The following is a 24,829-nucleotide window of genomic DNA, read 5'->3' on the forward strand; positions in this document are numbered from 1 at the left end:
AGCTATTCCCTCCATCTATAATAAGATTTTTAAGACGTACAAAATTAGTATGGATAGAAGAGTATTAAATTATGAACTTTTTTATAAAACCTAATTGCTTTTACAATTTCACCCGCTGCAGACGAAGGGCATTTAAAACAACAGATATCGAACTGAAAGCCATTGCAGCTCCAGCAAGCCATGGCGCTAAAAAGCCTAATGCGGCAATCGGGATGCCAATTACATTGTATGCGAAAGCCCAAAACAGATTTTGTTTAATATTGCGAATCGTTTTTTTGCTCATCATAATGCTGTCGGCAATGCTGTTTAAATCTCCTCTGATTAATGTAATATCAGCTGCTTCCATTGCTATATCTGTTCCAGTTCCAATCGCCATGCCTATATCTGCTAATGCTAGTGCCGGTGCATCGTTGATTCCATCTCCAACCATCGCTACCTTTTTCCCTTGCTTTTGCAATTTTTTCACTTCTTCTGCTTTTCCTTCTGGGAGCACTTCGGCAATTACTTGCTCAATGCCTGCTTGTGCCGCAATTGCTTGTGCTGTTTTTTGATTATCCCCTGTAATCATGATTACATCTACACCGAGTTGCTTTATTCTTTCCACCGCTTCTTTTGAAGATTCTTTTATCGTATCAGCCACTGCCACCATTCCTGCGAACTTTCCATTTACAGCAGCAAGCATTGCCGTTTTTCCTTGTGATTCTAAAGCATCCATTTCTAATACAATGGAATCAATTGGAATATTATTTTTACACATTAAACGGCGAGTACCGACCAAGACTTCTTCTGACTCTACTGTTGCTTTTATGCCATAACCAGGTATAGCTTCAAAAGCAGATACCATTTTTAGTGGAATATTTTTTTCCTTTACTCCGCTGACAATTGCCTGTGCCAATGGATGTTCTGATTGACTTTCTGCGGACGCAACTAGAGATAAAAAATAATCTTCATCTAAAACTGTTTGCACATCCGTTAATACAGGAGCACCATTTGTCACCGTACCTGTTTTATCTAACAAGACTGTATCAATCTTGTGGGTCATTTCTAGATGCTCTCCACCTTTAAAAAGAATGCCGAATTCTGCTGCACGTCCTGAACCAGCCATAATAGACGTTGGCGTAGCGAGACCAAGGGCACAAGGACAGGCAATCACAAGAACAGCAATTAGCTTTTCTAATGCTTCAGAAAAGTTGCCAGGATCGACTGCAAAAAACCAAATGAAAAACGTAAGTACCGCTATTCCGACAACAACTGGTACAAAAACGCCTGAAATCGTATCGGCAAGGCGTTGAATCGGCGCCTTTGATCCTTGCGCTTCTTCGACTACTTTTATTATTTGAGAAAGGGCTGTTTCTTTTCCGACTTTTATTGCTTTTATTTTTATAAAACCATTTTTATTAATCGATGCACCAATTACACTGTCTCCTGTTTGTTTATCTACAGGAATGCTTTCCCCTGTAATCATCGATTCATCAACTGCTGATATTCCTTCTATTATTTCCCCATCGACTGGAATTTTTTCACCTGGTTTGACAAACACAATATCCCCTGCTGTCACTTCTTCAAGAGGAATGATCTTCTCTGCTCCATCTCGCCATACAGTAGCTGTTTTTGCCTGCAATCCCATTAATTTTTTAATTGCATCAGATGATCTTCCTTTTGCCTTTGCTTCCATTACTTTTCCTAAAATAATTAATGTAATAAGAACGGCACTTGTTTCGAAATAAAGTCCTTCTGTATGACCATAATGACCAATTGATTGAAAGGCTAAATACACGCTGTAAAAATAAGCGGCGGAAGTTCCTAATACGACAAGCACATCCATATTTGCACTATAATTTTTAATCGCTTTATACGCACCTATATAAAATTGTTTTCCAATAATAAACTGAACAGGTGTTGCTAATAACAATTGCACCCATGGATTCATCAAAATTTCAGGAACGTATAGAAAAGAAGTAAAACGAAAATGACCAACCATTGTCCATAATAGCGGCAAAGATAAAATAAGGGAGACAATAAATTTTCTTTGCTGTTTTTTTAATTCATTTTGCCGATAATCATTTACTTCCTCCTCATTTTTTTCATTTTTTATGCTAGCTCCATACCCTAGTTTATCTACTTTTCCGATAATTTCTTTTGTGGATATAATAGAAGGATTATATTCAACTGTCGCTTTTTCCAATGCCAGATTTACATTTGCCTCGTTAACGCCTTCCAACTTTTTTAAACCTTTTTCAATTCGGGTGGCACATGCTGCACACGTCATGCCTGTAATGGCAAGTTCTGCCTTATCCTGCACAACACCATACCCAAGTCCTTCCACTTTTGCTTGAATATCTTTAGCAGTTAATTGATCCTCATTATATTTAACAGTTGCTTTTTCTAATGCTAAGTTAACGGTTGCTTCCGTTACTCCTTCCATTTTATTTAATCCTTTTTCAATTCTTGTAGCACAAGCTGCACAGGTCATACCAGTTATTTGAAACTGATTTTCTTTTAGTATTTGCCCTCTATCTTCACTTCTCTGCAATGCTTCGCTCATTTTGAAACCTCCTTATACCTATATGGGGTATATTTTATAGAAAAAGAAAGAGGCTTTCTTAGTACATAAGTTTAAGCCCCAAATTGTCTTTAAAGGGACTCTAAATAAACCCCTTTCACCAAGTGATTACTTCACATCATAACCTTGATCATCAATTGCTTCTTTGATTGCATCCAAACTTACTTCTGCTTCGTTATATGCTACGTCAACAAGTCCTTCTTCAAGCTTCACCGTTACTGCTGATACTCCTGAAAGCTCTCCTACACTGCTCTCTACAGCTTTTACACAATGACCGCATGACATGCCTTCTACTTTTAACGTTACTTTTTCCATCTTAGTACACTCCTTATTTTTTCATTAATTTTTGAATCGTTACTAATACTTCATCTAGCACTTCCATATCTCCTTCTTGGATGCGATCGACCACACAATTCTTCATATGGCCTTCCAATAAAATTTTAGCAACACTGTTTAAAGCCGATTGTGTTGCCGCTATTTGGGTGATGACATCATCACAATACGTATCTTTTTCAATTAAACCCTTTATTCCCCTAATTTGACCTTCGATACGATTGAGCCTGGTAACTAGATTTTTTTTTACTTTATCGGAATGATGACTTTTTCGTTCGCTAGTTTCATGACAAGATGTTTCATCCTCATGATTCTCCTTTAATTCTATCTCCAATAAAAGCACCCCTTTGTATAACTTATTTACATATATCATACCCCTGTATGGTATATAAGTCAATTAGTCTGTTTACTTATTTTTTGACAAATTTATGTCAGTGATGAATTTTTCTCTTAAACATAAAACAAAAATATTAGCGCTCTAGAAAAGCATTACTTAATCGAAGTCACAACAACTATCTTCTTACCAATTTTAATAACTAACCTACCTCCAAAAACAGCCCTTGTATAACTATTACAATTACGAAAAATAAAGGAGAGTACATATTTTGTTATGTATACTACGTGTTCTCCTTTAATCTTTTATTAAACTAAAGCTCCTTTTCTTTAAGTTTTTTTATTTTAAATACAAAAGAAATCTTCTCTTTCCTTCGATATCCATTTATCATGATTACCTTTACTTTCTTTAACTAACCGATTAACTAAAATATCGTGCCAAATATAATTTTCCAAAAGGTATATATGAATTGGGTCATCTGTTAAAAAGGCAGTGGCTCTTTCTTCTACAGATGGTCCATATATCATTTCTTTCCCGTCAATTGATAAAATAAACCATTTATTTTTCCCAATATTATCAACATAGCTTGTTTGTCTATGTACATTCAGTTCTGGTAAAGGGTTTTCAACTTGAAACACAATTCCTTTCAAATTAGCATGCTTTCTTACATCTTTTAACTCGTTTTCAATCTCCTCATACATTGGTCCCCATATAGAAACAACTACTTTTCTTTTAGCTTTTTGTATTAAAGTACGGCAAAAAGCTAGAATTTGCCTTTTTCCTTTAAGTGTTAAAACTCGATTGTCTGGTATAAGCTCCGTTTTTTCCAAATGTCTTAATTTCTCACTTATAGATTCATAAGTATTTTTCCACTGTGACTGAACAGATTCTAAAAATACATCCACTGGTAATGGAGAATATTGTACAGACTCATTAATTTCTTCTTTCATTACAATTCCTTTTTCTTCAAGACCATTTAATATTTCATATATACGCGCCCTAGGAATGCCTGATTCTTTGCTCACTTGATAAGCACTTGTCGGTCCTTGTTTAACTAAAGAAACATAAGCTTTTGCCTCATATTGACTAAAACCTAAAGATTGAATTTGCTGAATAATGTCGTTCATCATTTCCTCCCAGTAAAATTAGTAACTTATATACCTATCATATCAAACTTTTGTTTCGGATTACTTAAATTCAAAAAATGAAGATATTGTAAAAAAAGCAATTTACTATTTACAGGAAATTATTTTTTAGTTACTATTATAGTAATAACTAAAAAGGAAATATTAGGAGGATAAAATGATTTCAATTCTAGAAAAGTCTGAGCTTAAAAATTCAAATATTTATACTCTAACTGATAAGGAAAAAGATGAGTTATACGCATTAATTAATTCTATTAATCTTGATTTAAATCAAATTGATAATTACACTTTGAATCAATTGGAAAGAGAATCCTTTAAGCTTCCTGAAAAAATAATTGATCATCTTATCAGCTTTAAACGGGAAAAAAATAAATATGGAACTATTTTATTCAGAAATCTACCAATTGATGAAAATTTACCTAATACTCCAAATAATGGCGAGCCATCTAAAAAGAAAGAAAGTAATGTAAGTAAACTTTTATCATATTTATTCATGTTGCATCTAGGAGAAAACCTTTGTATGTATTAAGTCCACCTTCATCATTCAATTCACCAAATTTATCTATTAAAACATCCGTATTGTCAGGCAATATTGTCAAACCCAATTTATGTATTTACGGTTCTTTAATGAAGGGAATTAATGATAAAGCTGAATGGGCTTTAGAAGAACTAAAAAAAGCTTTATCCAAAGTATCTTCTGGCATAGTTTTAACACCTGGTGACCTTATTATTATAGATAATCATTTAGCAGCTCATGCTAGAACAGCTTTTAAACCAAAATATGATGGAAAAGATAGATGGTTGTAGAGAATGTTTACAGTTGTTGATTTTAATAAATCAAGTGCAAGTCGATCTACTGAAAGCCATGTTTGTATACCTTTAAAAATAGAGTTAGAGTTGCAAAAATAATAATAAATAGAACGACTCAACTTACTTTTAAAAAGGGAGTTAAGCCGTTCTTATTCGTATCGCTTAGGAGGTTGCTTAGTTGGATGATATTAATATGTATACACTTTTGTTGTTAGTATGTTTTGGATTTTTAGCTTCTTTCATTGATGCAGTAGTAGGAGGTGGAGGTTTAATTTCTATACCGGCTTTATTATTTTCTGGTTTTTCACCTTCGACAGCTATTGCAACAAATAAGTTAGCTAGTTCAATGGGGTCCTTAACAAGTACGATTGCGTTTATTAAATCAGGAAAAGTCAACTTCAAGTTAGTAGCTAAATTGTTTCCTCTCGTTTTCATAGGATCTTTATTAGGGGCTTTAGTAGTAAACTTTATTTCTTCAGAGTTTTTAAAACCATTAGTATTAGTACTTTTAATAGCTGTAGCTATTTATACAATTTTAAAGAAAAATTGGGGTAAAGAATCAACTTATAAAAAACTAACTTTAAAAAAAGCTTTTCTTTTTTCTCTCATAATATTTTCTATTGGTTTTTATGATGGATTTCTAGGAGCAGGTACAGGTTCATTTATTTTGTTTGCTTTCCTTATTATTGGATTTGACTTTTTACAATCTGCTGGAAATGCAAAATTTTTAAATTTCGGAAGCAACATCGCTGCACTTATCACCTTTATTGCTCTTGACATGGTTAATTTTTCATATGGTATACCAATGGGTATTTCTATGATTTTGGGTGCTTTAGTTGGTTCAAATTTTGCTTTAAAAAAAGGAGTAACTTATGTAAGAGCTTTATTTATTTTAGTTACTTTCTTCTTAATTGGAAAAAATATTTTTGATTATTTAAAAATAATGTAATAGTGGTATAAAAGGGGTCATATTATGTTCAATTACATAGACCTATTTATATTCTTAAGCTTATTTTTTAAACTTAGTTTATTCTACTTCCAAAACAACTAAACGGCTTTAGCTCTATTTAACATAGAGCTAAAGCCGCTTAGATCCTTTTGTTATTTTTACTGTCTACAAAAAAGGGGAAAGTTCAAATTTCAACAACATTTTAATGATTTTCCTTTTTTCTACTTCTTTACACCTGTATAAAAATAAATAGCATCCCTCAAAAACTCCGCCATTCCTGGCTGCTCTTTATCATAATAAGCGGTATATCTTTCATCATCAACATACATTTGGGCAAGGCCAGCATGTGCTTCTTTGCTGTATTCTGTCCAATAAAAGGTAAGCCATTGTTTGTGAAGGTCCGCTGCTTTTTGCGCCAACTCACTTGCTGGATTGCCAGTTTTAAAAGCTTCACTTAACGTTTTCATTACGTCTTCAGCAAGCTTTGTCACTTGTTCGTATTCCTCTTCCGTCATATTCATAAGCTTGCTATTAGATTGATCTACCTTTTCATCCCCATATTTTTCGCGAATCTCTTTCCCGTATTTCTCTTCATTTTCTTTTATCATCTTCTGTTTAAATCCTGCAAATTTTTCTTTATTGCTCATCGTTATTCTCCCTTCTGATGCAGCGATTGTTTTTTCTACATTTTTTATTAATGCATCCATCTGCTTTCGTTTCGCCAGGAGTTTTTGTCGATGCTCTTTTAGTGCATCTTCTCTATTAAAAGACGGGGACATCAAAATATTTTTGATTGTTTCTAAACTTACTCCCAACTCTCGGTAAAAAAGAATTTGCTGCAAGCGGTCGACCTCTTTTTCCCCATAAATCCGATACCCTGATGAATTGATTCTCGCCGGCTTAAGAATGCCAATTTCATCATAATACCTTAATGTTCTAGTGCTTACTCCCGCTAATTTCCCTAACTTTTGTACGGTGTACTCCATCATTTAACCTCCTGACAATTACATCATAAGGGTTTACGTAACGTGAATGTAAATAGGTTTTATCATAATTATTTATTATTTACCATCCTTCTTTTAACATTTATTTAAAAAAAATATGGATTTTTCCACCAACTTAACATATACTACATTACATCACTAATGTACTAATTCACGTAATAAGGAGGTGTTCCTTTGATTCTTAATCATGATGGGATGAAACCAATCTATGTTCAGATTGCCGAATGGCTGGAAACGGAAATTTTAAATGAACACATAAAAGATGATGAAAAAATCTATTCTCAATACCAGCTTGCAGAAATGTTTCATATTAATCCTGCAACGGCAGCAAAAGGATTAAATATTCTTGCTGATGAAGGGCTTCTTTATAAGAAAAGAGGTCTTGGAATGTTTGTATCCCCTAATGCAAGACAATGGATCTTAAATAAAAGGAAGGAGCAAATTATGAACAAATTGGTGTTGGAACTTGTAATAGAAGCTGAAAGACTTGGTGTCGAAGAAGACGAATTAATTACCATGATTCATACTGTAAAGAAGCAATATAAGGAGGGACAAGAATGATAGTAGTCAAGTGCAAAAACTTGGAGAAACGATATAAGCATCATACAGCAGTCAACAATCTTTCTTTTACAATAGAAGAAAACAAAATCACCGGCCTAATCGGGCGCAATGGAGCAGGAAAAACTACTCTATTAAAAATGATTGCAGGACATTACAAAAAATCTGCAGGAGACTTAAAAGTTTTTTCAGAAGATCCTTATGCTAGCTTAAAGGTATCTACTAATATGATCTTTGTAGACGATCAAATGGTCTTTCCCCCATCCTTAACTCTTTCGGAAATATTTCAATACGCTAAAAGCTTCTATGCAAATTGGAACGACCCGCTAGCCAAAGGATTATTTGATTATTTTTCTTTTCATCCAAAAACGCTGCACCATAAGCTATCGAAAGGAATGAAAAGCACCTTTAATATGATTATCGGTTTAGCTGCTCGTTGTCCTTTAACAATATTTGATGAGCCAACAACAGGGATGGATGCTGCAGTCCGTCAAGACTTTTACCGTGCTTTATTAAAAGATTATATCTAGCATCCACGGTCGATTATTCTTTCTAGTCACCTCTTAAATGAGATCGATGATATGTTAGAAGACGTTTTACTTATAAATAATGGCGAGAAAATTCTTCACTTGCCTGTAACAGATTTGAAGGAATATGGCATTGGACTTAAAGGAGAGCAGAAAGTTATAAACGAGGTCATAAAAAACGAAGACGTCCTCTATTTTGAAACAATTGGAGTAAACAGCTGTTATGCTGCGATTAAAAATGACTTTACGGAAGCAAGGATCCATCAGTTAAGAGGCTTAGGTATTGAACTGTCTTCTATTTCAACAAATGAGCTTTGTGTATATCTTACTTCCGAAAATAAAGGAGGAATTGATAATGTATTTAAACGAATCTAGCATGTTTTCTGTTGTAAAAAAGCAGTTTTTTTATAAATTCCGCTGCAATACCAGCAGTTTTTTTCAGTTAATTGCTATTCAACTTTTGGCATTATTTTTTAGTTTTACTAATATTTCATCATGGGCAACTGGCAACAACCTTCTTTCCGTTGAAGCAAAAGTATACTCAAATGCTTTTATTATTACTTTAACAATACTATGGGCATTGTTTACTTGTATTTCTTATGGAGGAAGAAAATTCAGGAACTATGATTTTACGCTAGTTTCCAATCGTTTGGCGAGTTATTTCTCTACTCTTCTTTTTATTTTTTTTCAAAGTATTATTGCCAGTGTTAGTGCATTATGTACAGGGCTTTTATTCCATGTTCTTATTTTTTTCACCAAGAATAGTGACTTTTTATTATGGGATAATTTTTATATTTCTTTTTCTGAATTGCTGCTTAGTATGTTTATCCTTTTTTTATATGTTTTTTTAGCAAGTTCGATTGGGTTTTTTATGGGTAGCCTTGTCCAGCTGAGTAAAGCATTTGTTGTCATTCTCCCAGCACTAGTTATCGGTCTCTTCATCTTAGAAGGAAGCAATGTAAATACTGCTAGTTTTGTAGAATATTTTATACATGAACATTCATTAATAATATTCACAGTAAAAACAATTGCTGCATCAGGAATTATTTGGTGTTTTGTATTACTTATTTTATCAAGACTTGAGGTGAAAAATTAATGATGTGGCTGTCTATTTTACTCATCATTTTTATCTGTCTATTTTTCTTACGTGGCTCCATGCCTCAGTTTTCTCATTATCGTGCAATGCGAATGATCATCATTGGATATTTTGGCGTGCTGCTCCTATCAGGCATTGCTTATTACTTGCTTCCTGCAAAAAAATTTATACCATCACCTTCTATAAGTAATACAAATGCTAATGCTGCATTCGACGATTTTTATGAGTCTGCACAAGAAGGAACGCTAGACAAATACGAAGGTGCCTTTTTAAAGGAAAAGTGGAATTTTTCATTATCGGATACAAGCATTGATTTAAGCTCATTAGAAGTTGGAGATTATTCTGTTTTTGTGGAAAAAAATAGGAATGCTACGGATCTCGAATGTATGCTATATCGTACAAAAGTGATCCTAAAGGACAAAAATATAATGGAGAATGTTCCTTCCTATCATTTGACATTTAAAAACAATAAACTATATATAAAAGAACCAGAACAAACGAAATTGAACATATCTACTTTTAAAAAGGATTTTCTCCTAACACAATTTTCTAAAGAAGATGAAGCGACTTTTAATGAATTAATAAATAATTTTCATGGGAATGATATTCTTTATCTTCGTGTTCCGAGTCATTTAACAATAACAGGGGACGACGCAGTAAATTATGTTGGCGAATAGTAGTAAGAAAGACTCACTTCCCTTGGTCAGCCCTGAAAAAAAATGTTTATTTACTAGGGATTGTGCTTGTTTCTAAAAGGCTATTTTCGTATAGAATGTTGCTTTTAAACTCGCAGCCTGAATACACTTCGCTTTCCGTGGGCGAGCGTCGAGCCTCTTCGTCGCATACGCTCCTGTGGGGTCTCGTCTTTCTCGCATTCCCACAGGAGTCTACGTGTATTCAGTCTGCTGAGTACTTTTTCTCCCATTTTTTTAAGTGAAAAACAACAAACTTTGAGAAAACCGCCTTCTAAAAAGATAATCGAAAATATATACAATAAAATGTGATGAGGAAGTGTTCAAATGAAATGTAAAAGATTTATCTTTACCTTCCCAACGTTTGTTTTAACGACAGGTCTGCTTTTTTTAGTAGGATATGTGTTTACTATTCCTTGGTTAATGCTTCATCAGGAATATACAGATAACGCAAATGGTTTCTTCGTTTCAACTGGGTCAATTCTTCCTTTTATTATTGGTCTAATCGTCAGTTTTTTTGCAGAAAAACTTTATGTTTACAAATACCGGTAAAAACTCGGTTGATAACACGCTAAGCTGACAGCTGCTCTGTCCTATTTAGAGCAAGCTTTTTTCACTAAATAATTAGCAAATATTTTTATTATTTTTCGAAAAAATTGTGAATTTTTCGATATTTTAGTGTATAATAATAGTAGGAGTTATCTAAATTGAACCTCTTACAAAAGGTATTACTTCATTACATTTACTTAAACACCCCAAATAGAACTTTCAGCAAGTTCTATTACAGTGAATAAAAAATAACCGTTTCCCTTCTTGTTTATAAAAATATTCAAAATATATCCTATGCTTTACCCACATCATTCCCAATCCAATATAGTATTTTCACTATGATACTGTATAAACCCATCATTTCAGATTAATACTAACACTACAAATAAAGAAAGAGGTGATTATATGAATATCGAAAGAGAAGACGTTATTACAGATGATTTCTTAAATAAAGTAGTAAGTGAAATTAATGAACTTTATGGATGGCAATCACAATTGCTAGAAGAAGTGGAAAAGAAAGAAAATGAAGTAAAGGAAAATTAAATGCATCTGTAAAGATCATTTATTTTCCTTTCTTTTTTTGTTTAGAGAAGGCAGTCGAGTGCGCCAACAGAAGATTATCTGCTGCAAATGATAAAAAAGACAGCCACAATAGACTATCTTAGAGGATAAATACTATATGTTTTTATGCATGGATTATAGATGAGCAATAACTATTGTACTACCGAAACACTACTTGTTTATGTCGTTACCATTTGCCCTCCGTTTACATGAATCGTTTGCCCGGTTATATAAGAACCATCGTCTGATGCTAAAAGCACATAAACGGGTGCAAGCTCATATGGTTGACCGCCTCGTTTCATCGGTACGTCTGTGCCAAAATGCTTGATGCTTTCAGGTGGCTGAGTCGCAGGCTGCAATGGTGTCCAAATAGGGCCTGGAGCTACTGCATTCACGCGAATTCCTCTATCGACCACATTATTTGCCAACGCTCTAGTAAAGCTGACAATCGCTCCTTTTGTAGCGGAATAATCGATTAAATTGTCCCGCCCAATATACGCATTCACCGATGTCGTACTGACAATGCTGCTTCCATTTGACATATGAGGAAGTGCTATTTTTGTTAGATGAAAAAAAGACATAATATTCGTATCAAATGTATTCTTTAATTGTTCGTCCGATATATCTTCCAAATTATTTTGGACGAATTGAACGCCTATATTATTGATTAAAACATCTATTTTGCCGAAAAGATGAACTGTCGTTTCCACCACATATTGACAATGTTCTTTTTTTCTTAAATCACCTGGTATTAAAACACAAGGTCTCCCTAACTTCTCTACAGCAGCTTTTGTTTCCTTCGCATCTTTATGCTCATCAAAATAAGCAATAACGATCGTGGCGCCTTCTTTCGCAAAGGCAACTGCAACAGCTCTGCCAATTCCGCTGTCTCCACCACTTATAACAGCTACCCTATCTTTTAACTTTCCTGTTCCTTTATAGTTTGGGTTATCATAGATCGGACGAGGAACCATCAAATATTCCAACCCTGGCTGATGATACTGCTGCTGAGCCGGAAAAGTAATTGGCACTTCTTCACATATTTTTTCCGATCCGATATAAGGATACTTTGGGTTCATCCTTGTCTCCTCCCTCTTCATAAATACTGAAATCAGTATATTCAATAACATGAAATGGGTGAAAGAACTACATCAAATGATTAAGGAAAAGCAGTGATAAACAAAGGCTGTTTTCTCAAAGTTTGTTATTTTTTAAGTAAAAAATAGGAGAATAAGTACTCAGCAGACTGAATACACGTAGACTCCTGTGGGAATGCGAGAAAGACGAGACTTAAGCAGAGCGAATGCGACGAGGAGGCTCGACGCTCGCTAAACGGACGAAGTGTATTTAGGCTGCCCGTTTAAAAGCAACAATCTATACGAAAACAGCCTAAACAAAAAAAAGGTCCCTATTAGTAAATAAGGACCTATTTTTCTTCACTATGCCATTAATAGCACATTAGAAGCTTTAATTAATGTTGTTACAGATGAACCTTCTGTTAATCCTAGTTCTTTTACAGCGTCCATTGAAATAATAGACGTAATAACTTTGCCTTCTCCTAAATCTACATCTACTTTTGCGTTAACCGCACCTTCTGTTACTGATAATACTTTTCCTTCTAATTGGTTTCTTGCACTAATTTTCATTTTGAATTCCCCCTATTAATATATATTTACAAGTTTAGTATATATTATATTTTTCTGAATTTTCTATTAAATTATGACAATTTAGTGAACGTTTCTACAAATTATGTGAAATTTAGAGGAATTCTACTAAAAAATTCAACATTTTTACATTTTTGAATAATCAGAAAAATGATGCATTGTGATTTTTATCACTGCCTTATTCCAGAATGAACGTTATGATAAAAAGGTATGTAAAATAAATTTTTGGAGGGATAAGAATGGAAGCTGTTTTTACAGGAAGTTCAATCATTCGTGATATTGTCACACAGTTGCCGAAAGCAACAGATATTTTAAAATCATACGAAATAAATTACTGTTGTGGAGGCAACAGGCAACTGCAAGCAGCAATAACTGAAGCCAACCTTCCTGCCGATGAAATTATCACAAAACTAAATACATTGTACTATGTTACGAAATCATTAGCAGAAAAAAGCATCGATGACCAAACTGCTTCTAGTAAAGAATTAATTGACTATATTCGGATAAAACATCACGGCTATTTAAATGATGAATTGCCACAATTAAGTCCATACTTAACGAAAATGTTACGAGCTCATGGAGCCAAAAACCCTCACATTTATTCACTTCATAAACTATTCCATGAAATCAGAATAGAATTAGAACAGCAAATGATTCGAGAAGATACTATCGATTTCCCGCTCCTTTTAGCATCTCAAAATGAAGAGTCAAACGATATGACAGTTCAGCTTCAAGAATCGATCGAAAAAGCAAAACAATCACATACTTTTGTTCGAAACCTTTTCCAAGAACTTCGAGAAGTAACAAACCAATATACACCACCGGAAGGTTCATGTGCAACACAACGAGTAGTAAATACACGATTAGAGGCTTTAGAATCAGAGGTTTTCCAACTATTTGATTTAGAAAACTCAGTTTTATTTCCTAAGACATTGGAAAAAGCATTATAGAAAATTGTAAGCTAATAAAGGAGTGTGTCCTAAAAGTTATACTTTTGGGACACACTCCTTTTTCCTTTTGCATACCAATAACTACTTTAACCAGAAATTACTTATCCAATTTTCATTTAATCTTCATTTAAACATGCTATACTTTGTTATCATTCTGTTTATTTAAACTTACTGACATTAGGAGATGTTTATGAATACGCAGACATTGTTGCAAATGAATACTATATTTATCAGCATTATCATTGAGGCACTTCCATTTATCTTAATTGGCGTCATTGTATCCGGCATTATTCAAATTTTTGTGTCGGAAGAATTGATTGCAAAAATTATGCCGAAAAATACTATTTTAGCCGTAATTGTTGCGTCCCTGCTAGGCAGTATTATACCTGCATGTGAATGTGGTATTGTTCCCATTACAAGAAGATTAATTTTAAAAGGAGTTTCTTTGCCTGCTGCGATTGCTTTTATGATGACGGGGCCAATTATTAATCCTATCGTACTGTTTTCAACCTATATTGCCTTTGGAAACAGCTGGACCATGGTATTATATCGGGGAGGATTTGCTTTACTAGTTTCTATTATTGTAGGACTTCTTTTAAAAATGATGATAAAAAGCTCTCCGTTAAAAAATAAAGAATCCCATCATACGCATTATCATTCTTTTAAAGACAGACTGGTCGCTATGCTTAAGCATTCTATTGATGAATTCTTTTCCGTAGGCAAATACTTGGTAATTGGTTCCTTTATCGCGGCGGCTGTGCAAACTTTTATTAAAACATCCACCCTTGTTTCGATTGGAAATGGACCTGTATCTTCTCATCTAGTCATGATGGGATTAGCATACGTGTTGAGTCTATGTTCCCAAGCGGATGCTTTTGTTGCTTCTAGTTTTAGAAGCAGCTTTTCAACTGGTTCCATCGTAGCCTTTTTAGTTTTTGGACCAATGTTAGACATCAAAAATACGTTCATGTTATTAAGTACATTTAAAAGTAAATTTGTTTTGCTATTAACAGCGTGTATAACGATCACTGTTTTACTTTTAACCATCTTTTTATAAAGGGGGCTTGTTTATGTTTCGTATATTTGTCCTTATCGGATTCACTTATTTATTTTTCCACCTTCATGCTTCTGGCAATATATCAAAATATATAAATATGAAATATGCCTATATTTCAGAGTCAGCTATTTATATTTGTATCTTTTTCACCTTAATCTGTATTTACTTTTATATAAAACGGGACAATTCTGCTCATGAAGATTGCAGTGATCATTGTGGCCATGATCATGCGAAAGAGGAAAACACATGGTGGAAAAGAGGCTTTACATTTTTAGTTTTATTAACACCGGTTATTACAGGTCTTTTTTTGCCTGTTGCTACATTAGATTCTAATATTGTCGCTAAAAAAGGGCTGACTTTCCCAGTGTACGCGGAAGGAGATGAATATAGCCAGCATCAGTTTCTCCAGCCAGATACAAGTGGATATTATGGAAAAGAAGGGTATAGAGAATTGATGGATACCGGGCTTAAAAAGCTTAACAACAAAGACACGATTACTTTAAACGAACAAAATTTCTTAAATGATTTAGAGACAATCTATAACTATCCAGGCCAATTTATCGATAAGCAAGTAACCATCACAGGATTTTCTTATCGCGAAAAAGAGTTAGATGCAAATCAAGCCTTTTTGCTGCGATTCGGCATTATCCATTGTATTGCGGACTCAGGTGTTTACGGTATGCTATTGGATCTTCCTGATGAGTTGAAAACAAAAAATGATGAATGGTTAGAAGTATCAGGGAAGTTGGAAACCATCTACTATCAACCTTTCAAAAAAACAATTCCCGTTCTAAAAGTAACCACATGGAAAAAAGTTGCACAGCCGGAAGATCCTTATGTGTATAGACGAAATTAAATATTATTCTATTAAAATAGCAAAAGCCTTTCAGAGAGATGAAAGGCTTTTGCTGCTGAAAAAATATCTTATTTACCTTTTTTCACGATGTCTTGCGCTTGTTTTGACACAAAGAATCGACCGTTTTTATCTTGTACAACGACGCTCTTCATTTGAATTTGTTTTCCATTTACAATCGCAATGTTTTTATTCACTGGGAATTTAACGGTGCGTTTGTTTGTTTTGACAACAAGTACTGGATTATTTTGGTCTTTAGAATCAACTGTTACTTTAGCGTTTTTAAATGCTTTATCTGCTTGAATAAATAGTTGATTTGTTAACTTGTTTAAATCAAAGTTCATTGATTTTGCCATATGTTTTGCAATATCAGTGTTGTCAAAGTGACCAACTGGACGTTTAACGCCATAAGAATATAGGAACATATCTTCACCAGTATGTCCGCCTGTTGTAAATCCAAGGTTTGCACGATTTGCTAACAATTTAGGTAATGTAGCACCAATTGCCTTTTTATCTTGGGCTGCATCTAACTGTGCTTTTTCATCAGCAGTTAAGTTATCTAACCCATATAAAGCAGCTGCTTCTTCTTTATTAGATAAATCCTCATTTAAAGAAGCTAAAACACCTTCCATCGTCATTTTCGCTTTTTTCAATGGATTGATATAAGCGGATACAGGCGTTGTATCATAACCTTTTGTTGTGTTGGCGTTTCCGATGGAAAGACCGCTATTACCGTGGTCTGATACAGCAATAACCATCGTGTTGCCATCTTTTTTCGCAAATTCAACTGCTTTTCCAACCGCTTCGTCAAATGCTAAAACTTCACTTAGCATGCCTATAGGCTCATTTCCATGTGCAGACCAGTCAGGCTTGCTTCCTTCGACAAATAAGAAGAATCCATCTTTATCTTTTGATAATGTTTTAATCGCTTTATCCGTCATTTGAGATAATGTTGGCTGTTCTGGCTTTGTTTGTTTGCGATCCATATCATTTGCTAAATCACGATCAGCGAAAGCACCCCAAATTTTTCTTGATTTTGATTTCATTAACTCATCTTTTGTTTCAACGAAGTCATAACCTTTTTTGTTGATTACTTTCACAAGATCTTCGCCATCTTTGCGGCTCTTTTCTCCCTCACCTGGTAAAAGAGATTGTTTTCCTCCACCTAACACGACGTCAATATTTTGATAAACTTGCTGTTCACCAAGCACTTCAAAGTTGCCGCGATCATAATGGTGAGCAGAAAATCCAGCTGGTGTTGCGTGCTGAATCTCAGATGTAGCGATAATACCTGTTGCACGACCAGTTAATTTCGCCCCTTCAAGAACATTTGCTACTGGGCTATATTGTTTATTTTTAGATACAGGTTTCACACCTGGTGTGTTGACTAAAGATGGTAATACACCGATATACCCTGAGTTTGATTTGTTGCCAGTTGCTAATGCTGTTGCTGCTGGAGCTGAATCGGTAATTGCTGATTCTGCTGAATAAGCACGTACTCCACCTGCCATTAATTTATCCATATGTAGCGGTTTGCCCTTATACCAACGAGCTAACGTTGTCGCACTAGAGCTTGTCCCATCCATCACCATCATAATAACGTTTTTTGGCTCTTTCGGCATTTTCTTTGACGCTTTCGCTTCTGCTTCTAATCCATTTCCAAATCCAAATGATCCGAGCGCTACTGCACCTGCTAGCGTAACACCTAATAATTTCTTTTTCATGACCTTATAAGATCTCCCTTCGCATTCAATTTCACCTATACAAAGGTAACATATGGTTGTAAATCATTTTTTAATTCTTTGTATAAAATATGTAAAAATATGTGAAGTTGTCTTCATATTTCCATTATATGAATAATAAGGTATTGAAGGTTTTCCTGAGCTAAGTAAACGATGGCAATTCATGTACTTTGTCCCAAACCAACTGAATCATTTCACAAAATGATTTAAGTGTTTGGAGCTGTGAATTTTCCTGAAGTGCAATCAGTGATGTTTTTACCATTACCTTTTCTTCAAATAAACGTAGAGCTGCCAGTTTGCCTGTTTCCAGTTCCCTTTTCACATAATTGCTGGACATCACACCAATCCCTTTTTGATGAATGATTCCTTGTTTGATTGCTTTTTCACTTTCCACAAGAATCGTTTGGCTTGGTTTAAAGGGAAGTTTGTTCATATAGATATCCATCATTTTTTGGAATTCACCATCTGCTCTAAATCTCATAAATGGGAGCTCTGCCAGCAGGCGATCAACTGAGTATTTTTCATACAGTGCTTTGCTGACTACTAGCAACAGTTCTTCTTCCTCCAGAACTGTGCTGGATATGGCATTATCTTGAAACTCTCCAGCAATAATCCCGACATCATACTGTTTATTTAAGACGCCTTTAATAACCTTGCTTGTTTGCCTTGATAATATCTCTATATTAACACTTGGATGATTTTTAATGTATTCCGTCGTAATGGGAAGCAAATAGTTCGTACAATAAACTTCCGCTGCAGCAATTGTAAGTTTCCCCTTCGGTTCAGAAAGTGCAGCAAATCCCTGTTCTATTTTTTGAACAGTAAGTAAAAGCTCGTTAGTATAATTTTGCAACATTTCCCCAGCAGGTGTAAGTTTTAACTTTTTGTTGATACGGAGAAATAAAGGTTGACCTAACTCTTGCTCTAACGCCTGAATTTGCGAGCTAACAGTTGGCTGTGTGAAATTTAATATTTCTGCAGCTCTTGTAAAATTTAAATGTTCTGCTGCAATAGCAAATGTCTTTAATTGACGTATTTCCACACTTTTTCACCCTTTTATATTATTTAACTTATAACTAATTAATTCTATAGAAAAATATATACTATTTCAATAACCTTGTAAGAAAATCTAACATCAAAAACACATATGAATATGATTAAAACTTTGAATTTTTAAATAATTAAGATTGATGTTACATTACCTGTATAAGATTTGGGATAAAAATAAATGAAAAATACTATAAAAGGAGTCAATATGATGCTAGTACCTACTCAAGAATATTTAGGAACAAGTTTATTAAAAGAATCTTTTTCAGAACCTAATGCTATGAAGGTAGTTTGGGGAGAAAAATGGGGTGCTTCTAATTATATTGGACAAATCAAAAAAGTATTGGTCCACCGACCTGGCAAGGAGCTAGAATTATTTCGAAAAATGCAGTACGAAGAAAATGTAGATGCACAAGTACTTCGAGATGGAAATGGACGTATTATTAGTTATTTGCAAGGAAAAGAACCAATTAATGAAGAGCTTCTGCACTATCAGCATGATCAACTGCGTGCAACCTTAGAAAAATGTGGAGCTGAAGTGGTAGATATTGATTTCGCTTCTCCACAACATACAAAAACAATGTACACAAGGGATATTGGACTTGTTGTACCGAGTGGAGTTATTGTTACGCGCCTTGCATTGCCAATGCGTCAAGGGGAAGAAAAAGCAGCCTATCAAACATTTGCGAAATTAGGGATGCCTGTTCTCGCTACAATTCAAGGGGAAGGTTTTATTGAAGGTGGAAGCTTTGCAATGCTTGATGAAAAAACAGCTCTAATTGGCCGCTCCATTCGTGTGAATCAAGCCGGTATTGATCAGCTGAGACAAATTTTATCATGGCAAAATATTGACTTAATTGTAATAGATGTACCAAATGATCGCATCCATTTAGATGAAATGTATGTTATGATCGATCATAAGACAGCTCTTGTTGAACCAGGTCGTCTTCCTTATTGGTTCTTAGAAGAGCTTCGATCAAGAGGGATAAAACTAATCTATACGGATCCATCTGATCCTGAACGTGCTGCAAACTGTTTAGCAGTCTCTCCTGGAAAAGTACTGGTTGCTGCAGATGCACATAAGACAATAGAAAATCTTAAAAATCATGGCATCGAAGTATTTCCAATTGAATTAACAGAAATTCGCAAAATGGGCGGAGGAATCCACTGTTCTACCTTGCCATTAATTCGAGAAGATATTTAAGATGAAGATTAATTTTAAAAGGGGTTCAGAATGATACCATTCTGAACCCCTTTTATCGACAAATAATTAAATTTTATATAGAATTCGAAAGAAGCTCTCCAAGCTTTTGAACTCCTTTAACAATGTCTTCTTTATCAGAATAACTGAACGAAAGTCGGAGAAACTCGGTTCCTTCCTCTTGATTAAAGTAAAAGTATTTCCCCGGTATATATGAAACACCGATTGCTAAAGCTTTTTCTAACAACCGTGATGTATCGACACCCGGAATTTTTATCCACATAAAATATCCACCTTTTGGTACATACCAAGTAGCCGATTTTGGGAAAAATTGTTCCACGGCCTTAACCATCGCATCACATTTAGTCCGGTACACTTCTGTTAACATTTTATTTCGTTCTTCAACATCAACACTTTCTAAGTATACCGCCATAGCTGCTTGAATAAAGGAATGGTCTAAATCTTTTTTAAACCACGCGAAAGTAGATATTAACTCCTTAGGCCCTGCAATCCATCCAATTCTCATTCCGGGCGCAACAACCTTGGATAATGAACCAACATGCAAGACTCTCCCATCTAAATCGATTGCTTTACAAGGCAGCGGAGTTTCAAAGAAGGATAATTCTCCATACGCATCATCCTCAACAATAAGAAAATTAAATTCTTTCGAAAGCTCAAGCAGCCGTTTGCGTCGTTCAGGCGACAAGGTTGTACCTGAAGGATTATGAAAGGATGGAATCGTATATAAAAATCGAGGAAGCGCAAACCCATTACGTTTTCTTTCCTTCAATACCACTTCTAATTCATCTGTTTGGATTCCATTTTCATCTAACGGTATTGTAATTATTTCCTTCGTATAGTTTTGAAAAGTTTCTAGCACCTCCATATAAGTTGGAGATTCAACAGCGACAGCCGCTTCTTGATCTAGTAAAGTTCGTGCAATTACATCCAGAGCCTGATATGCTCCTGATGTAATTAATAGCTCACCATCGCTAATGCTAATCCCACGCTTTTCCAACCTTTTTTGAATGAGCTCCTGTAAACTCGCTGAACGAGGGCTTCCTTGATAATGAAAAGGAAGATCTCGTTCTTCTTTGATTAAATTGTCGACTGCTTTCTTCATTTCTTCTGAAGGAACTAGGGAAGGTGCTGGATAGCCGGAGCTTAAGGAAATGCACTCTTTTGGAAGTTGAGGCATCCATGCTCCAGGTGGATCATTTTTAAGCGCCTCTTTTATGTAATTAGGAAAAAAAGCATGATAATTCATATTAAACTTATTCCTTTCTTGTCCATATTATTCAAACAATGTCTGTATATTCTATTGTTCTCCTGCATTATAACTACATAAGGAAAACCTAGCTTTCCTATAATGATAACATCTATATAAAAACGAGGCACTTATCACCTCGTTCGTTTTTCTACGCTATGGATATTATAATCTTTTCTTGAAACTTCTCATTCTTTTAAAGCTGTATATTTATATTTTTTTAAATAATATTTATAAAGCATTTGTCCAAAGACTGATGCTAAAACTTGTTGAAAAAGCATTCCAAGAACAACAGGCAATGCAACAGCAGCAGGAAAGAAAGTGATGGCTAATACAGATCCTGCACTTATATTTCTCATGCCGCTGCAAAATGTCATCGACACCACAACATCTCGTTCCCATTTTAACAGCAAGCTTATCCCCAAACTAATTAAATATCCTGTGCAAGAGATGACGAATACAGTACTTATGATAAGAAGCACCTTTACATCCAATTTATTTAAATATGGAGCTAATATGCCTCCGTTGATACAAACTATGAAAACAACACCTATTTTAGAAAAAGGAGAAAGCTTTTCTGCTAATACTAGATTTGCTTTTCCTTTTGTTAAATGATTTAGCAGCATTCCTAATACGGAAGGAAAAACAATCATTAAAAATAAATTTTTTATTAATCCCCACGTATCCATCGCAACTGTCTCTCCAACAAAAAAAGATAAACTTGCTGGAACGATAAGAGGAGAAAGCAGCGTATCAAATAGAATAATTGCTAATGCAAAGGAAAGATTTCCTTTATGAATTGTTGCCCATATAAAACTTGTAACCCCTGTCGGAATGACAACAGCCAAAACAAAACCTGTAATCGTAAATGAATCTCCATGAAAAATCAGATGACCTAATCCCCATGCAAAAAACGGCATCACTATATGCAATACCATTAAACTAACAAGAAAAGGAAAAGGTCTCCGTATTTACAAAATCTAATTGTTTAAATTTAGAACCTAAATTCCCAATTAATGTAACATATGCAAATATCCAAGGAATTAAAAAGGAGAGATGGGTAATTTTATCACCAAAAAGAACACCGATTAATAAACCTGCTGGTGTTAAAATAGGCATTGCTTTTATTATGAATTTGTTAAAATTTTTTAACATATTTAGCCCAACTTTCTAGCTATCAACAAATAACAAATGAATTTATCTATGATGTAATAATTGCATAAACTTTAGGTTGATTAATATTAAACAATCTTTTGAGTAGTAATTTCTTTTACAAAGGCTTCCATTCGATTCATTGCTTCTTGAAGGTTCTCAAAAGAAGCAGCACAAGAAATACGAATATATCCTTCTCCATATTCTGAAAAGGCAACGCCAGGTACAACTGCCACATTCATTTTTTCAAGCAGCTGATCAACAAATTCCAGTGAACTTATATTTAAGCTTTTGATAGAAGGGAAAATGTAAAACGCACCTTCAGGCTTCAGTACTGAAAGTCCCATTTTAGTCAGTCGCTCATAAACAAAGTTTATTCTCTTTTCGTACTCTTTTTTCATCCCACCTGCATCATTTATACCAATAGTTAAGGCTTCAGCTGCTGCATGTTGACTGACTGAACAAGTACAAGTTGTACTGTATTGGTGAACCTTAAATATTTCTGATGTCAGATATTCTGGTGCAAATAATAGTCCTATTCTCCAGCCTGTCATAGAATGGGATTTAGAAAGCCCGTTGACGATAATCGTTTTTTCCTTCATTCCTTTTAACGATGCAATGGAAGTATGCTGTTTTCCATAGGTTAGTTCACTATAAATTTCATCAGATAGAATAAAAATGTCTTTTTCTCTAAGCAACTCAGCAATCTCTATTAATTGTTCTTTATTTAGTATGCTTCCAACTGGATTGGAAGGAAAAGATAATACAATACAACGAGTTTTATCTGTCATTTTTTCTTTTATCATATCAACAGTTAAAATAAAATTATTAACAGTAGTGTCTATATAAACAGGTACTGCACCAGCTAACTTAATTAAAGGTTCATATCCTGGATAGATAGGAGCTGGCAGTAGAACTTCACATCCTTCTGTAAGAATTGTTCGAAAAGCAATATCCAGAGCTCCTGTTGCTCCCGCAGTAACAAGCACTTCCGTTTCAGGATTATAGGAAAGCTGATATTTTTCCTCCATAAATTTAGTTGCAGCATATCTTAATTCAAGTATTCCAGCATTACTAGTATAGTTTGTATGATTCTTTTCAATCGCTTGTATTCCAGCCATTTTAATATGATCAGGCGTATTAAAATCTGGCTGTCCTACAGTCAAATTGATCGCATTATTATATTGAGCAACTTTGTCCGATACTTTTCTAATCATAGATGGTTGAATATTATTCGTTTTTGGGTTGATTAAATGTTTCACAAAATATTTCTCCCTTTTTTAGGTATTAAGTATTTGTTGTTTTTTCATCATTCTACAAGATGTATATTCTTCGTTTAATACTCCAAAACAACTGAATAGGAAGCTGCTAATTTGCATAAAATATGAGGCCCCAATTGCTAGTTCGACTGTCTAAGGGCCCCTATTTCAATTATTCTATTAAATTCATATGAAAATTTTAACGTTATTAAATTGTATTTTACAGTTTAATAATTTATTGTATTTCTTCTAAAGAACCTTTGATGATGCTAAATGCTTCATCAATTTCTTCTTTTGTAACCGTAAGTGGAGGAATAAAACGAATTACATTTTTTTCTGTTCCACAAGTAAGCAGAATTAATCCTTTTTCCAATGCTTTTTCTTTTAATGCAGCTACCGTTTTTGCATCCGGTTGGCCATCAGCTTGAACGAATTCCATTCCAATCATTAATCCTAGTCCACGAATATCACGAATGTTCGTAAAAGTAGAAGCTAGGCCAGAAAGTTTCCCAGTAAAATATTCTGCCATTTTGACTGATTGCTCTAGCAAACCACTTTCCAATATTTCAATAACTGCAAGTGATGCAGCACATGAAACTGGATTTCCTCCGTACGTTCCTCCATGAGTGCCAGCTGTCCATTGGTCCATCAATTCCGCCTTTCCTACTAAGGCACTGAGTGGGAATCCATTTGCAATTCCTTTTGCAAGCGTCAATATATCTGGCTGCACACCAAAATGCTGCCATGCAAACATTTTTCCTGTACGTCCAAAACCAGTTTGAATTTCGTCAAAAATTAATAGAATGCCATGTTGATCGCAAATTCTTCTAATCTCGTTAATGAATTTTGCCGGTGGAACGATATATCCGCCTTCTCCTTGAACAGGTTCCATGATAATTGCCGCTACTTGATCTGGAGCAATTAAGAATTTAAAGATTTCTTCCAATGAATCTAAACAACGTTGTACTTCTTCCTCTTCAGACAATCCAGTGCGGAAAGCATAAGGATATTCAGCATAATAAACACTTGGCAGAAGCCCTTCATATCCTTTTCGGTATAAAGAGCTGGAAGCAGTCAATGTAGTAGTAGCCAATGTACGTCCATGGAAACTACGTTTAAATGAAATGATGCCAGGACGTTTCGTTACATGTTTTGCTAGTTTGATAGCCCCTTCATTCACTTCTGCCCCACTGTTCGAAAAATATACTTTGCAGTTGCCACCGTTTAATTCATTTAGCTTTTCAGCAAGTTCAACATATACCGGATAATATAGTACGTTATGGCCGCCATGGATTAACTCATCGATTTGTGCTTTTGCTCTTTCTACAACAAGTGGATGGTTATGCCCAACATTTGTTACTGCTACTCCGCTGGCAAAATCTAAATATTGTTTTCCATCTTCACCTGTAACGTAAGAACCTTCTCCTTTCACAATTCCAACAGTAGTTGCTCTTTGTGCAATTGGAGGAAATACTTTATTTGCGCGTGTTGCTAAAGATTCTGATGTTAATGTCAT

26 protein-coding genes and 1 pseudogene are annotated in these 24,829 nt (G+C 34.6%); 14 read left to right on the forward strand and 13 right to left on the reverse strand.

Annotated features, from left to right (window positions below):
- Nucleotides 1–100: 100 nt before the first annotated feature.
- From ACTXGU_RS04620 to ACTXGU_RS04635, 4 genes are all read right to left on the reverse strand, one after another.
- Complete coding sequence (locus tag ACTXGU_RS04620; protein WP_443480327.1) at nucleotides 101–2,545, reverse strand: heavy metal translocating P-type ATPase; 2,445 nt, start codon at nucleotides 2,543–2,545, stop codon at nucleotides 101–103.
- A 126-nt stretch (nucleotides 2,546–2,671) separates the two neighbouring features.
- On the reverse strand, nucleotides 2,672–2,878 hold the full coding sequence (gene copZ / locus ACTXGU_RS04625; protein ID WP_443480328.1) for a copper chaperone CopZ: 207 nt from the start codon (nucleotides 2,876–2,878) through the stop codon (nucleotides 2,672–2,674).
- Nucleotides 2,879–2,891: 13 nt separating this feature from the next.
- A complete protein-coding gene (locus ACTXGU_RS04630; protein WP_443480329.1) occupies nucleotides 2,892–3,230 on the reverse strand; it encodes a metal-sensitive transcriptional regulator in 339 nt (112 codons plus the stop codon).
- Between the two features lie 344 nt (nucleotides 3,231–3,574).
- Nucleotides 3,575–4,357 (reverse strand): TrmB family transcriptional regulator, encoded by a 783-nt coding sequence (locus ACTXGU_RS04635; RefSeq protein ID WP_443480330.1) that lies wholly within the window; start codon nucleotides 4,355–4,357, stop codon nucleotides 3,575–3,577.
- Nucleotides 4,358–4,532: 175 nt separating this feature from the next.
- On the opposite strand from ACTXGU_RS04635, the gene ACTXGU_RS04640 reads away from it, so the two are divergent.
- The 3 genes from ACTXGU_RS04640 (at nucleotide 4,533) to ACTXGU_RS04650 (ending at nucleotide 6,134) form a co-directional block, all read left to right on the forward strand.
- On the forward strand, nucleotides 4,533–4,904 hold the full coding sequence (locus tag ACTXGU_RS04640; protein WP_443480331.1) for a hypothetical protein: 372 nt from the start codon (nucleotides 4,533–4,535) through the stop codon (nucleotides 4,902–4,904).
- Nucleotides 4,892–5,182 carry a TauD/TfdA family dioxygenase gene (locus tag ACTXGU_RS04645; RefSeq protein ID WP_443480332.1) on the forward strand — a complete coding sequence of 97 codons (291 nt, stop codon included), beginning with the start codon at nucleotides 4,892–4,894 and terminating at the stop codon, nucleotides 5,180–5,182. The genes ACTXGU_RS04640 and ACTXGU_RS04645 overlap by 13 nt, the downstream gene beginning before the upstream one ends.
- A 181-nt stretch (nucleotides 5,183–5,363) precedes the next feature.
- Nucleotides 5,364–6,134, forward strand: coding sequence for a TSUP family transporter (locus tag ACTXGU_RS04650; RefSeq protein ID WP_443480333.1), 771 nt, complete (start codon nucleotides 5,364–5,366; stop codon nucleotides 6,132–6,134).
- A 221-nt stretch (nucleotides 6,135–6,355) separates the two neighbouring features.
- On the opposite strand, the gene ACTXGU_RS04655 is transcribed toward ACTXGU_RS04650, so the two are convergent.
- Nucleotides 6,356–7,120 carry a MerR family transcriptional regulator gene (locus ACTXGU_RS04655; protein WP_443480334.1) on the reverse strand — a complete coding sequence of 255 codons (765 nt, stop codon included), beginning with the start codon at nucleotides 7,118–7,120 and terminating at the stop codon, nucleotides 6,356–6,358.
- A gap of 192 nt (nucleotides 7,121–7,312) precedes the next feature.
- Between ACTXGU_RS04655 and ACTXGU_RS04660 the strand changes: the two genes are divergently transcribed.
- The 7 genes from ACTXGU_RS04660 (at nucleotide 7,313) to ACTXGU_RS04690 (ending at nucleotide 11,103) form a co-directional block, all read left to right on the forward strand.
- On the forward strand, nucleotides 7,313–7,699 hold the full coding sequence (locus ACTXGU_RS04660) for a GntR family transcriptional regulator (RefSeq protein ID WP_443480335.1): 387 nt from the start codon (nucleotides 7,313–7,315) through the stop codon (nucleotides 7,697–7,699).
- Nucleotides 7,696–8,226: an ATP-binding cassette domain-containing protein gene (locus ACTXGU_RS04665; protein WP_443480336.1), complete on the forward strand. Its 531-nt coding sequence runs from the start codon at nucleotides 7,696–7,698 to the stop codon at nucleotides 8,224–8,226. Before ACTXGU_RS04660 ends, ACTXGU_RS04665 begins: the two co-directional genes overlap by 4 nt.
- A 51-nt stretch (nucleotides 8,227–8,277) precedes the next feature.
- Nucleotides 8,278–8,598: a hypothetical protein gene (locus tag ACTXGU_RS04670; protein ID WP_443480337.1), complete on the forward strand. Its 321-nt coding sequence runs from the start codon at nucleotides 8,278–8,280 to the stop codon at nucleotides 8,596–8,598.
- Nucleotides 8,579–9,319 carry a hypothetical protein gene (locus tag ACTXGU_RS04675; protein ID WP_443480338.1) on the forward strand — a complete coding sequence of 247 codons (741 nt, stop codon included), beginning with the start codon at nucleotides 8,579–8,581 and terminating at the stop codon, nucleotides 9,317–9,319. The genes ACTXGU_RS04670 and ACTXGU_RS04675 overlap by 20 nt, the downstream gene beginning before the upstream one ends.
- Nucleotides 9,319–9,996: a hypothetical protein gene (locus tag ACTXGU_RS04680; RefSeq protein WP_443480339.1), complete on the forward strand. Its 678-nt coding sequence runs from the start codon at nucleotides 9,319–9,321 to the stop codon at nucleotides 9,994–9,996. Before ACTXGU_RS04675 ends, ACTXGU_RS04680 begins: the two co-directional genes overlap by 1 nt.
- A 342-nt stretch (nucleotides 9,997–10,338) precedes the next feature.
- Entirely contained in the window at nucleotides 10,339–10,563 is a 225-nt protein-coding gene (locus tag ACTXGU_RS04685; RefSeq protein WP_443480340.1) for a hypothetical protein, read from the forward strand.
- Between the two features lie 402 nt (nucleotides 10,564–10,965).
- Nucleotides 10,966–11,103, forward strand: a complete 138-nt coding sequence (locus ACTXGU_RS04690; RefSeq protein WP_443480341.1) for a hypothetical protein — start codon at nucleotides 10,966–10,968, stop codon at nucleotides 11,101–11,103.
- 197 nt (nucleotides 11,104–11,300) lie between these two features.
- Here ACTXGU_RS04690 and ACTXGU_RS04695 read toward each other — a convergent pair whose 3' ends face one another.
- Both ACTXGU_RS04695 and ACTXGU_RS04700 read right to left on the reverse strand, forming a co-directional pair.
- Nucleotides 11,301–12,200 carry an SDR family oxidoreductase gene (locus ACTXGU_RS04695; protein ID WP_443480342.1) on the reverse strand — a complete coding sequence of 300 codons (900 nt, stop codon included), beginning with the start codon at nucleotides 12,198–12,200 and terminating at the stop codon, nucleotides 11,301–11,303.
- A 360-nt stretch (nucleotides 12,201–12,560) separates the two neighbouring features.
- Nucleotides 12,561–12,767: a TOBE domain-containing protein gene (locus ACTXGU_RS04700; protein WP_443480343.1), complete on the reverse strand. Its 207-nt coding sequence runs from the start codon at nucleotides 12,765–12,767 to the stop codon at nucleotides 12,561–12,563.
- Between the two features lie 257 nt (nucleotides 12,768–13,024).
- Here ACTXGU_RS04700 and ACTXGU_RS04705 point away from each other — a divergent pair, with 257 nt between their 5' ends.
- The 3 genes from ACTXGU_RS04705 (at nucleotide 13,025) to ACTXGU_RS04715 (ending at nucleotide 15,648) form a co-directional block, all read left to right on the forward strand.
- Complete coding sequence (locus ACTXGU_RS04705; protein ID WP_443480344.1) at nucleotides 13,025–13,735, forward strand: DUF542 domain-containing protein; 711 nt, start codon at nucleotides 13,025–13,027, stop codon at nucleotides 13,733–13,735.
- A gap of 190 nt (nucleotides 13,736–13,925) precedes the next feature.
- Complete coding sequence (locus ACTXGU_RS04710; protein ID WP_443480345.1) at nucleotides 13,926–14,792, forward strand: permease; 867 nt, start codon at nucleotides 13,926–13,928, stop codon at nucleotides 14,790–14,792.
- Nucleotides 14,793–14,805: 13 nt separating this feature from the next.
- Entirely contained in the window at nucleotides 14,806–15,648 is an 843-nt protein-coding gene (locus ACTXGU_RS04715; RefSeq protein ID WP_443480346.1) for a TIGR03943 family putative permease subunit, read from the forward strand.
- 68 nt (nucleotides 15,649–15,716) lie between these two features.
- On the opposite strand, the gene ACTXGU_RS04720 is transcribed toward ACTXGU_RS04715, so the two are convergent.
- Nucleotides 15,717–17,369, reverse strand: coding sequence for an alkaline phosphatase (locus ACTXGU_RS04720; protein ID WP_443480347.1), 1,653 nt, complete (start codon nucleotides 17,367–17,369; stop codon nucleotides 15,717–15,719).
- Between the two features lie 160 nt (nucleotides 17,370–17,529).
- Entirely contained in the window at nucleotides 17,530–18,429 is a 900-nt protein-coding gene (locus ACTXGU_RS04725) for a LysR family transcriptional regulator (RefSeq protein ID WP_443480348.1), read from the reverse strand.
- A 186-nt stretch (nucleotides 18,430–18,615) separates the two neighbouring features.
- Between ACTXGU_RS04725 and ACTXGU_RS04730 the strand changes: the two genes are divergently transcribed.
- Entirely contained in the window at nucleotides 18,616–19,638 is a 1,023-nt protein-coding gene (locus tag ACTXGU_RS04730) for a dimethylarginine dimethylaminohydrolase family protein (RefSeq protein ID WP_443480349.1), read from the forward strand.
- 73 nt (nucleotides 19,639–19,711) lie between these two features.
- Here the strand turns inward: ACTXGU_RS04730 and ACTXGU_RS04735 are convergent, their stop codons facing one another.
- The 4 genes and pseudogenes from ACTXGU_RS04735 to ACTXGU_RS04750 form a co-directional block, all read right to left on the reverse strand.
- Complete coding sequence (locus ACTXGU_RS04735; RefSeq protein ID WP_443480350.1) at nucleotides 19,712–20,902, reverse strand: aminotransferase-like domain-containing protein; 1,191 nt, start codon at nucleotides 20,900–20,902, stop codon at nucleotides 19,712–19,714.
- Nucleotides 20,903–21,090: 188 nt separating this feature from the next.
- A pseudogene (locus ACTXGU_RS04740) lies at nucleotides 21,091–22,057 on the reverse strand (bile acid:sodium symporter family protein).
- 86 nt (nucleotides 22,058–22,143) lie between these two features.
- Nucleotides 22,144–23,316 (reverse strand): aminotransferase A, encoded by a 1,173-nt coding sequence (locus ACTXGU_RS04745; RefSeq protein ID WP_443480351.1) that lies wholly within the window; start codon nucleotides 23,314–23,316, stop codon nucleotides 22,144–22,146.
- A 232-nt stretch (nucleotides 23,317–23,548) separates the two neighbouring features.
- Complete coding sequence (locus ACTXGU_RS04750) at nucleotides 23,549–24,829, reverse strand: aspartate aminotransferase family protein (RefSeq protein ID WP_443480352.1); 1,281 nt, start codon at nucleotides 24,827–24,829, stop codon at nucleotides 23,549–23,551.

The sequence above is a fragment of the Niallia sp. 01092 genome, from assembly GCF_052318935.1.
GTDB lineage: Bacteria > Bacillota > Bacilli > Bacillales > Cytobacillaceae > Niallia.

Excerpts from the sequence above, each read along its gene's own strand:
- ACTXGU_RS04620 (WP_443480327.1), bottom strand. The coding sequence starts at position 2,545 with ATGAGCGAAGCATTGCAGAGAAGTGAAGATAGAGGGCAAATACTAAAA.
- ACTXGU_RS04735 (WP_443480350.1), bottom strand. The coding sequence starts at position 20,902 with ATGAATTATCATGCTTTTTTTCCTAATTACATAAAAGAGGCGCTTAAA.
- ACTXGU_RS04690 (WP_443480341.1), top strand. The coding sequence starts at position 10,966 with ATGAATATCGAAAGAGAAGACGTTATTACAGATGATTTCTTAAATAAA.
- ACTXGU_RS04730 (WP_443480349.1), top strand. The coding sequence starts at position 18,616 with ATGAAAAATACTATAAAAGGAGTCAATATGATGCTAGTACCTACTCAA.
- ACTXGU_RS04680 (WP_443480339.1), top strand. The coding sequence starts at position 9,319 with ATGATGTGGCTGTCTATTTTACTCATCATTTTTATCTGTCTATTTTTC.
- ACTXGU_RS04710 (WP_443480345.1), top strand. The coding sequence starts at position 13,926 with ATGAATACGCAGACATTGTTGCAAATGAATACTATATTTATCAGCATT.
- ACTXGU_RS04700 (WP_443480343.1), bottom strand. The coding sequence starts at position 12,767 with ATGAAAATTAGTGCAAGAAACCAATTAGAAGGAAAAGTATTATCAGTA.
- ACTXGU_RS04720 (WP_443480347.1), bottom strand. The coding sequence starts at position 17,369 with ATGAAAAAGAAATTATTAGGTGTTACGCTAGCAGGTGCAGTAGCGCTC.
- ACTXGU_RS04640 (WP_443480331.1), top strand. The coding sequence starts at position 4,533 with ATGATTTCAATTCTAGAAAAGTCTGAGCTTAAAAATTCAAATATTTAT.
- ACTXGU_RS04685 (WP_443480340.1), top strand. The coding sequence starts at position 10,339 with ATGAAATGTAAAAGATTTATCTTTACCTTCCCAACGTTTGTTTTAACG.
- ACTXGU_RS04665 (WP_443480336.1), top strand. The coding sequence starts at position 7,696 with ATGATAGTAGTCAAGTGCAAAAACTTGGAGAAACGATATAAGCATCAT.
- ACTXGU_RS04715 (WP_443480346.1), top strand. The coding sequence starts at position 14,806 with ATGTTTCGTATATTTGTCCTTATCGGATTCACTTATTTATTTTTCCAC.
- ACTXGU_RS04655 (WP_443480334.1), bottom strand. The coding sequence starts at position 7,120 with ATGGAGTACACCGTACAAAAGTTAGGGAAATTAGCGGGAGTAAGCACT.
- ACTXGU_RS04705 (WP_443480344.1), top strand. The coding sequence starts at position 13,025 with ATGGAAGCTGTTTTTACAGGAAGTTCAATCATTCGTGATATTGTCACA.
- ACTXGU_RS04695 (WP_443480342.1), bottom strand. The coding sequence starts at position 12,200 with ATGAACCCAAAGTATCCTTATATCGGATCGGAAAAAATATGTGAAGAA.
- ACTXGU_RS04750 (WP_443480352.1), bottom strand. The coding sequence starts at position 24,829 with ATGACATTAACATCAGAATCTTTAGCAACACGCGCAAATAAAGTATTT.
- copZ (WP_443480328.1), bottom strand. The coding sequence starts at position 2,878 with ATGGAAAAAGTAACGTTAAAAGTAGAAGGCATGTCATGCGGTCATTGT.
- ACTXGU_RS04670 (WP_443480337.1), top strand. The coding sequence starts at position 8,278 with ATGTTAGAAGACGTTTTACTTATAAATAATGGCGAGAAAATTCTTCAC.
- ACTXGU_RS04675 (WP_443480338.1), top strand. The coding sequence starts at position 8,579 with ATGTATTTAAACGAATCTAGCATGTTTTCTGTTGTAAAAAAGCAGTTT.
- ACTXGU_RS04635 (WP_443480330.1), bottom strand. The coding sequence starts at position 4,357 with ATGAACGACATTATTCAGCAAATTCAATCTTTAGGTTTTAGTCAATAT.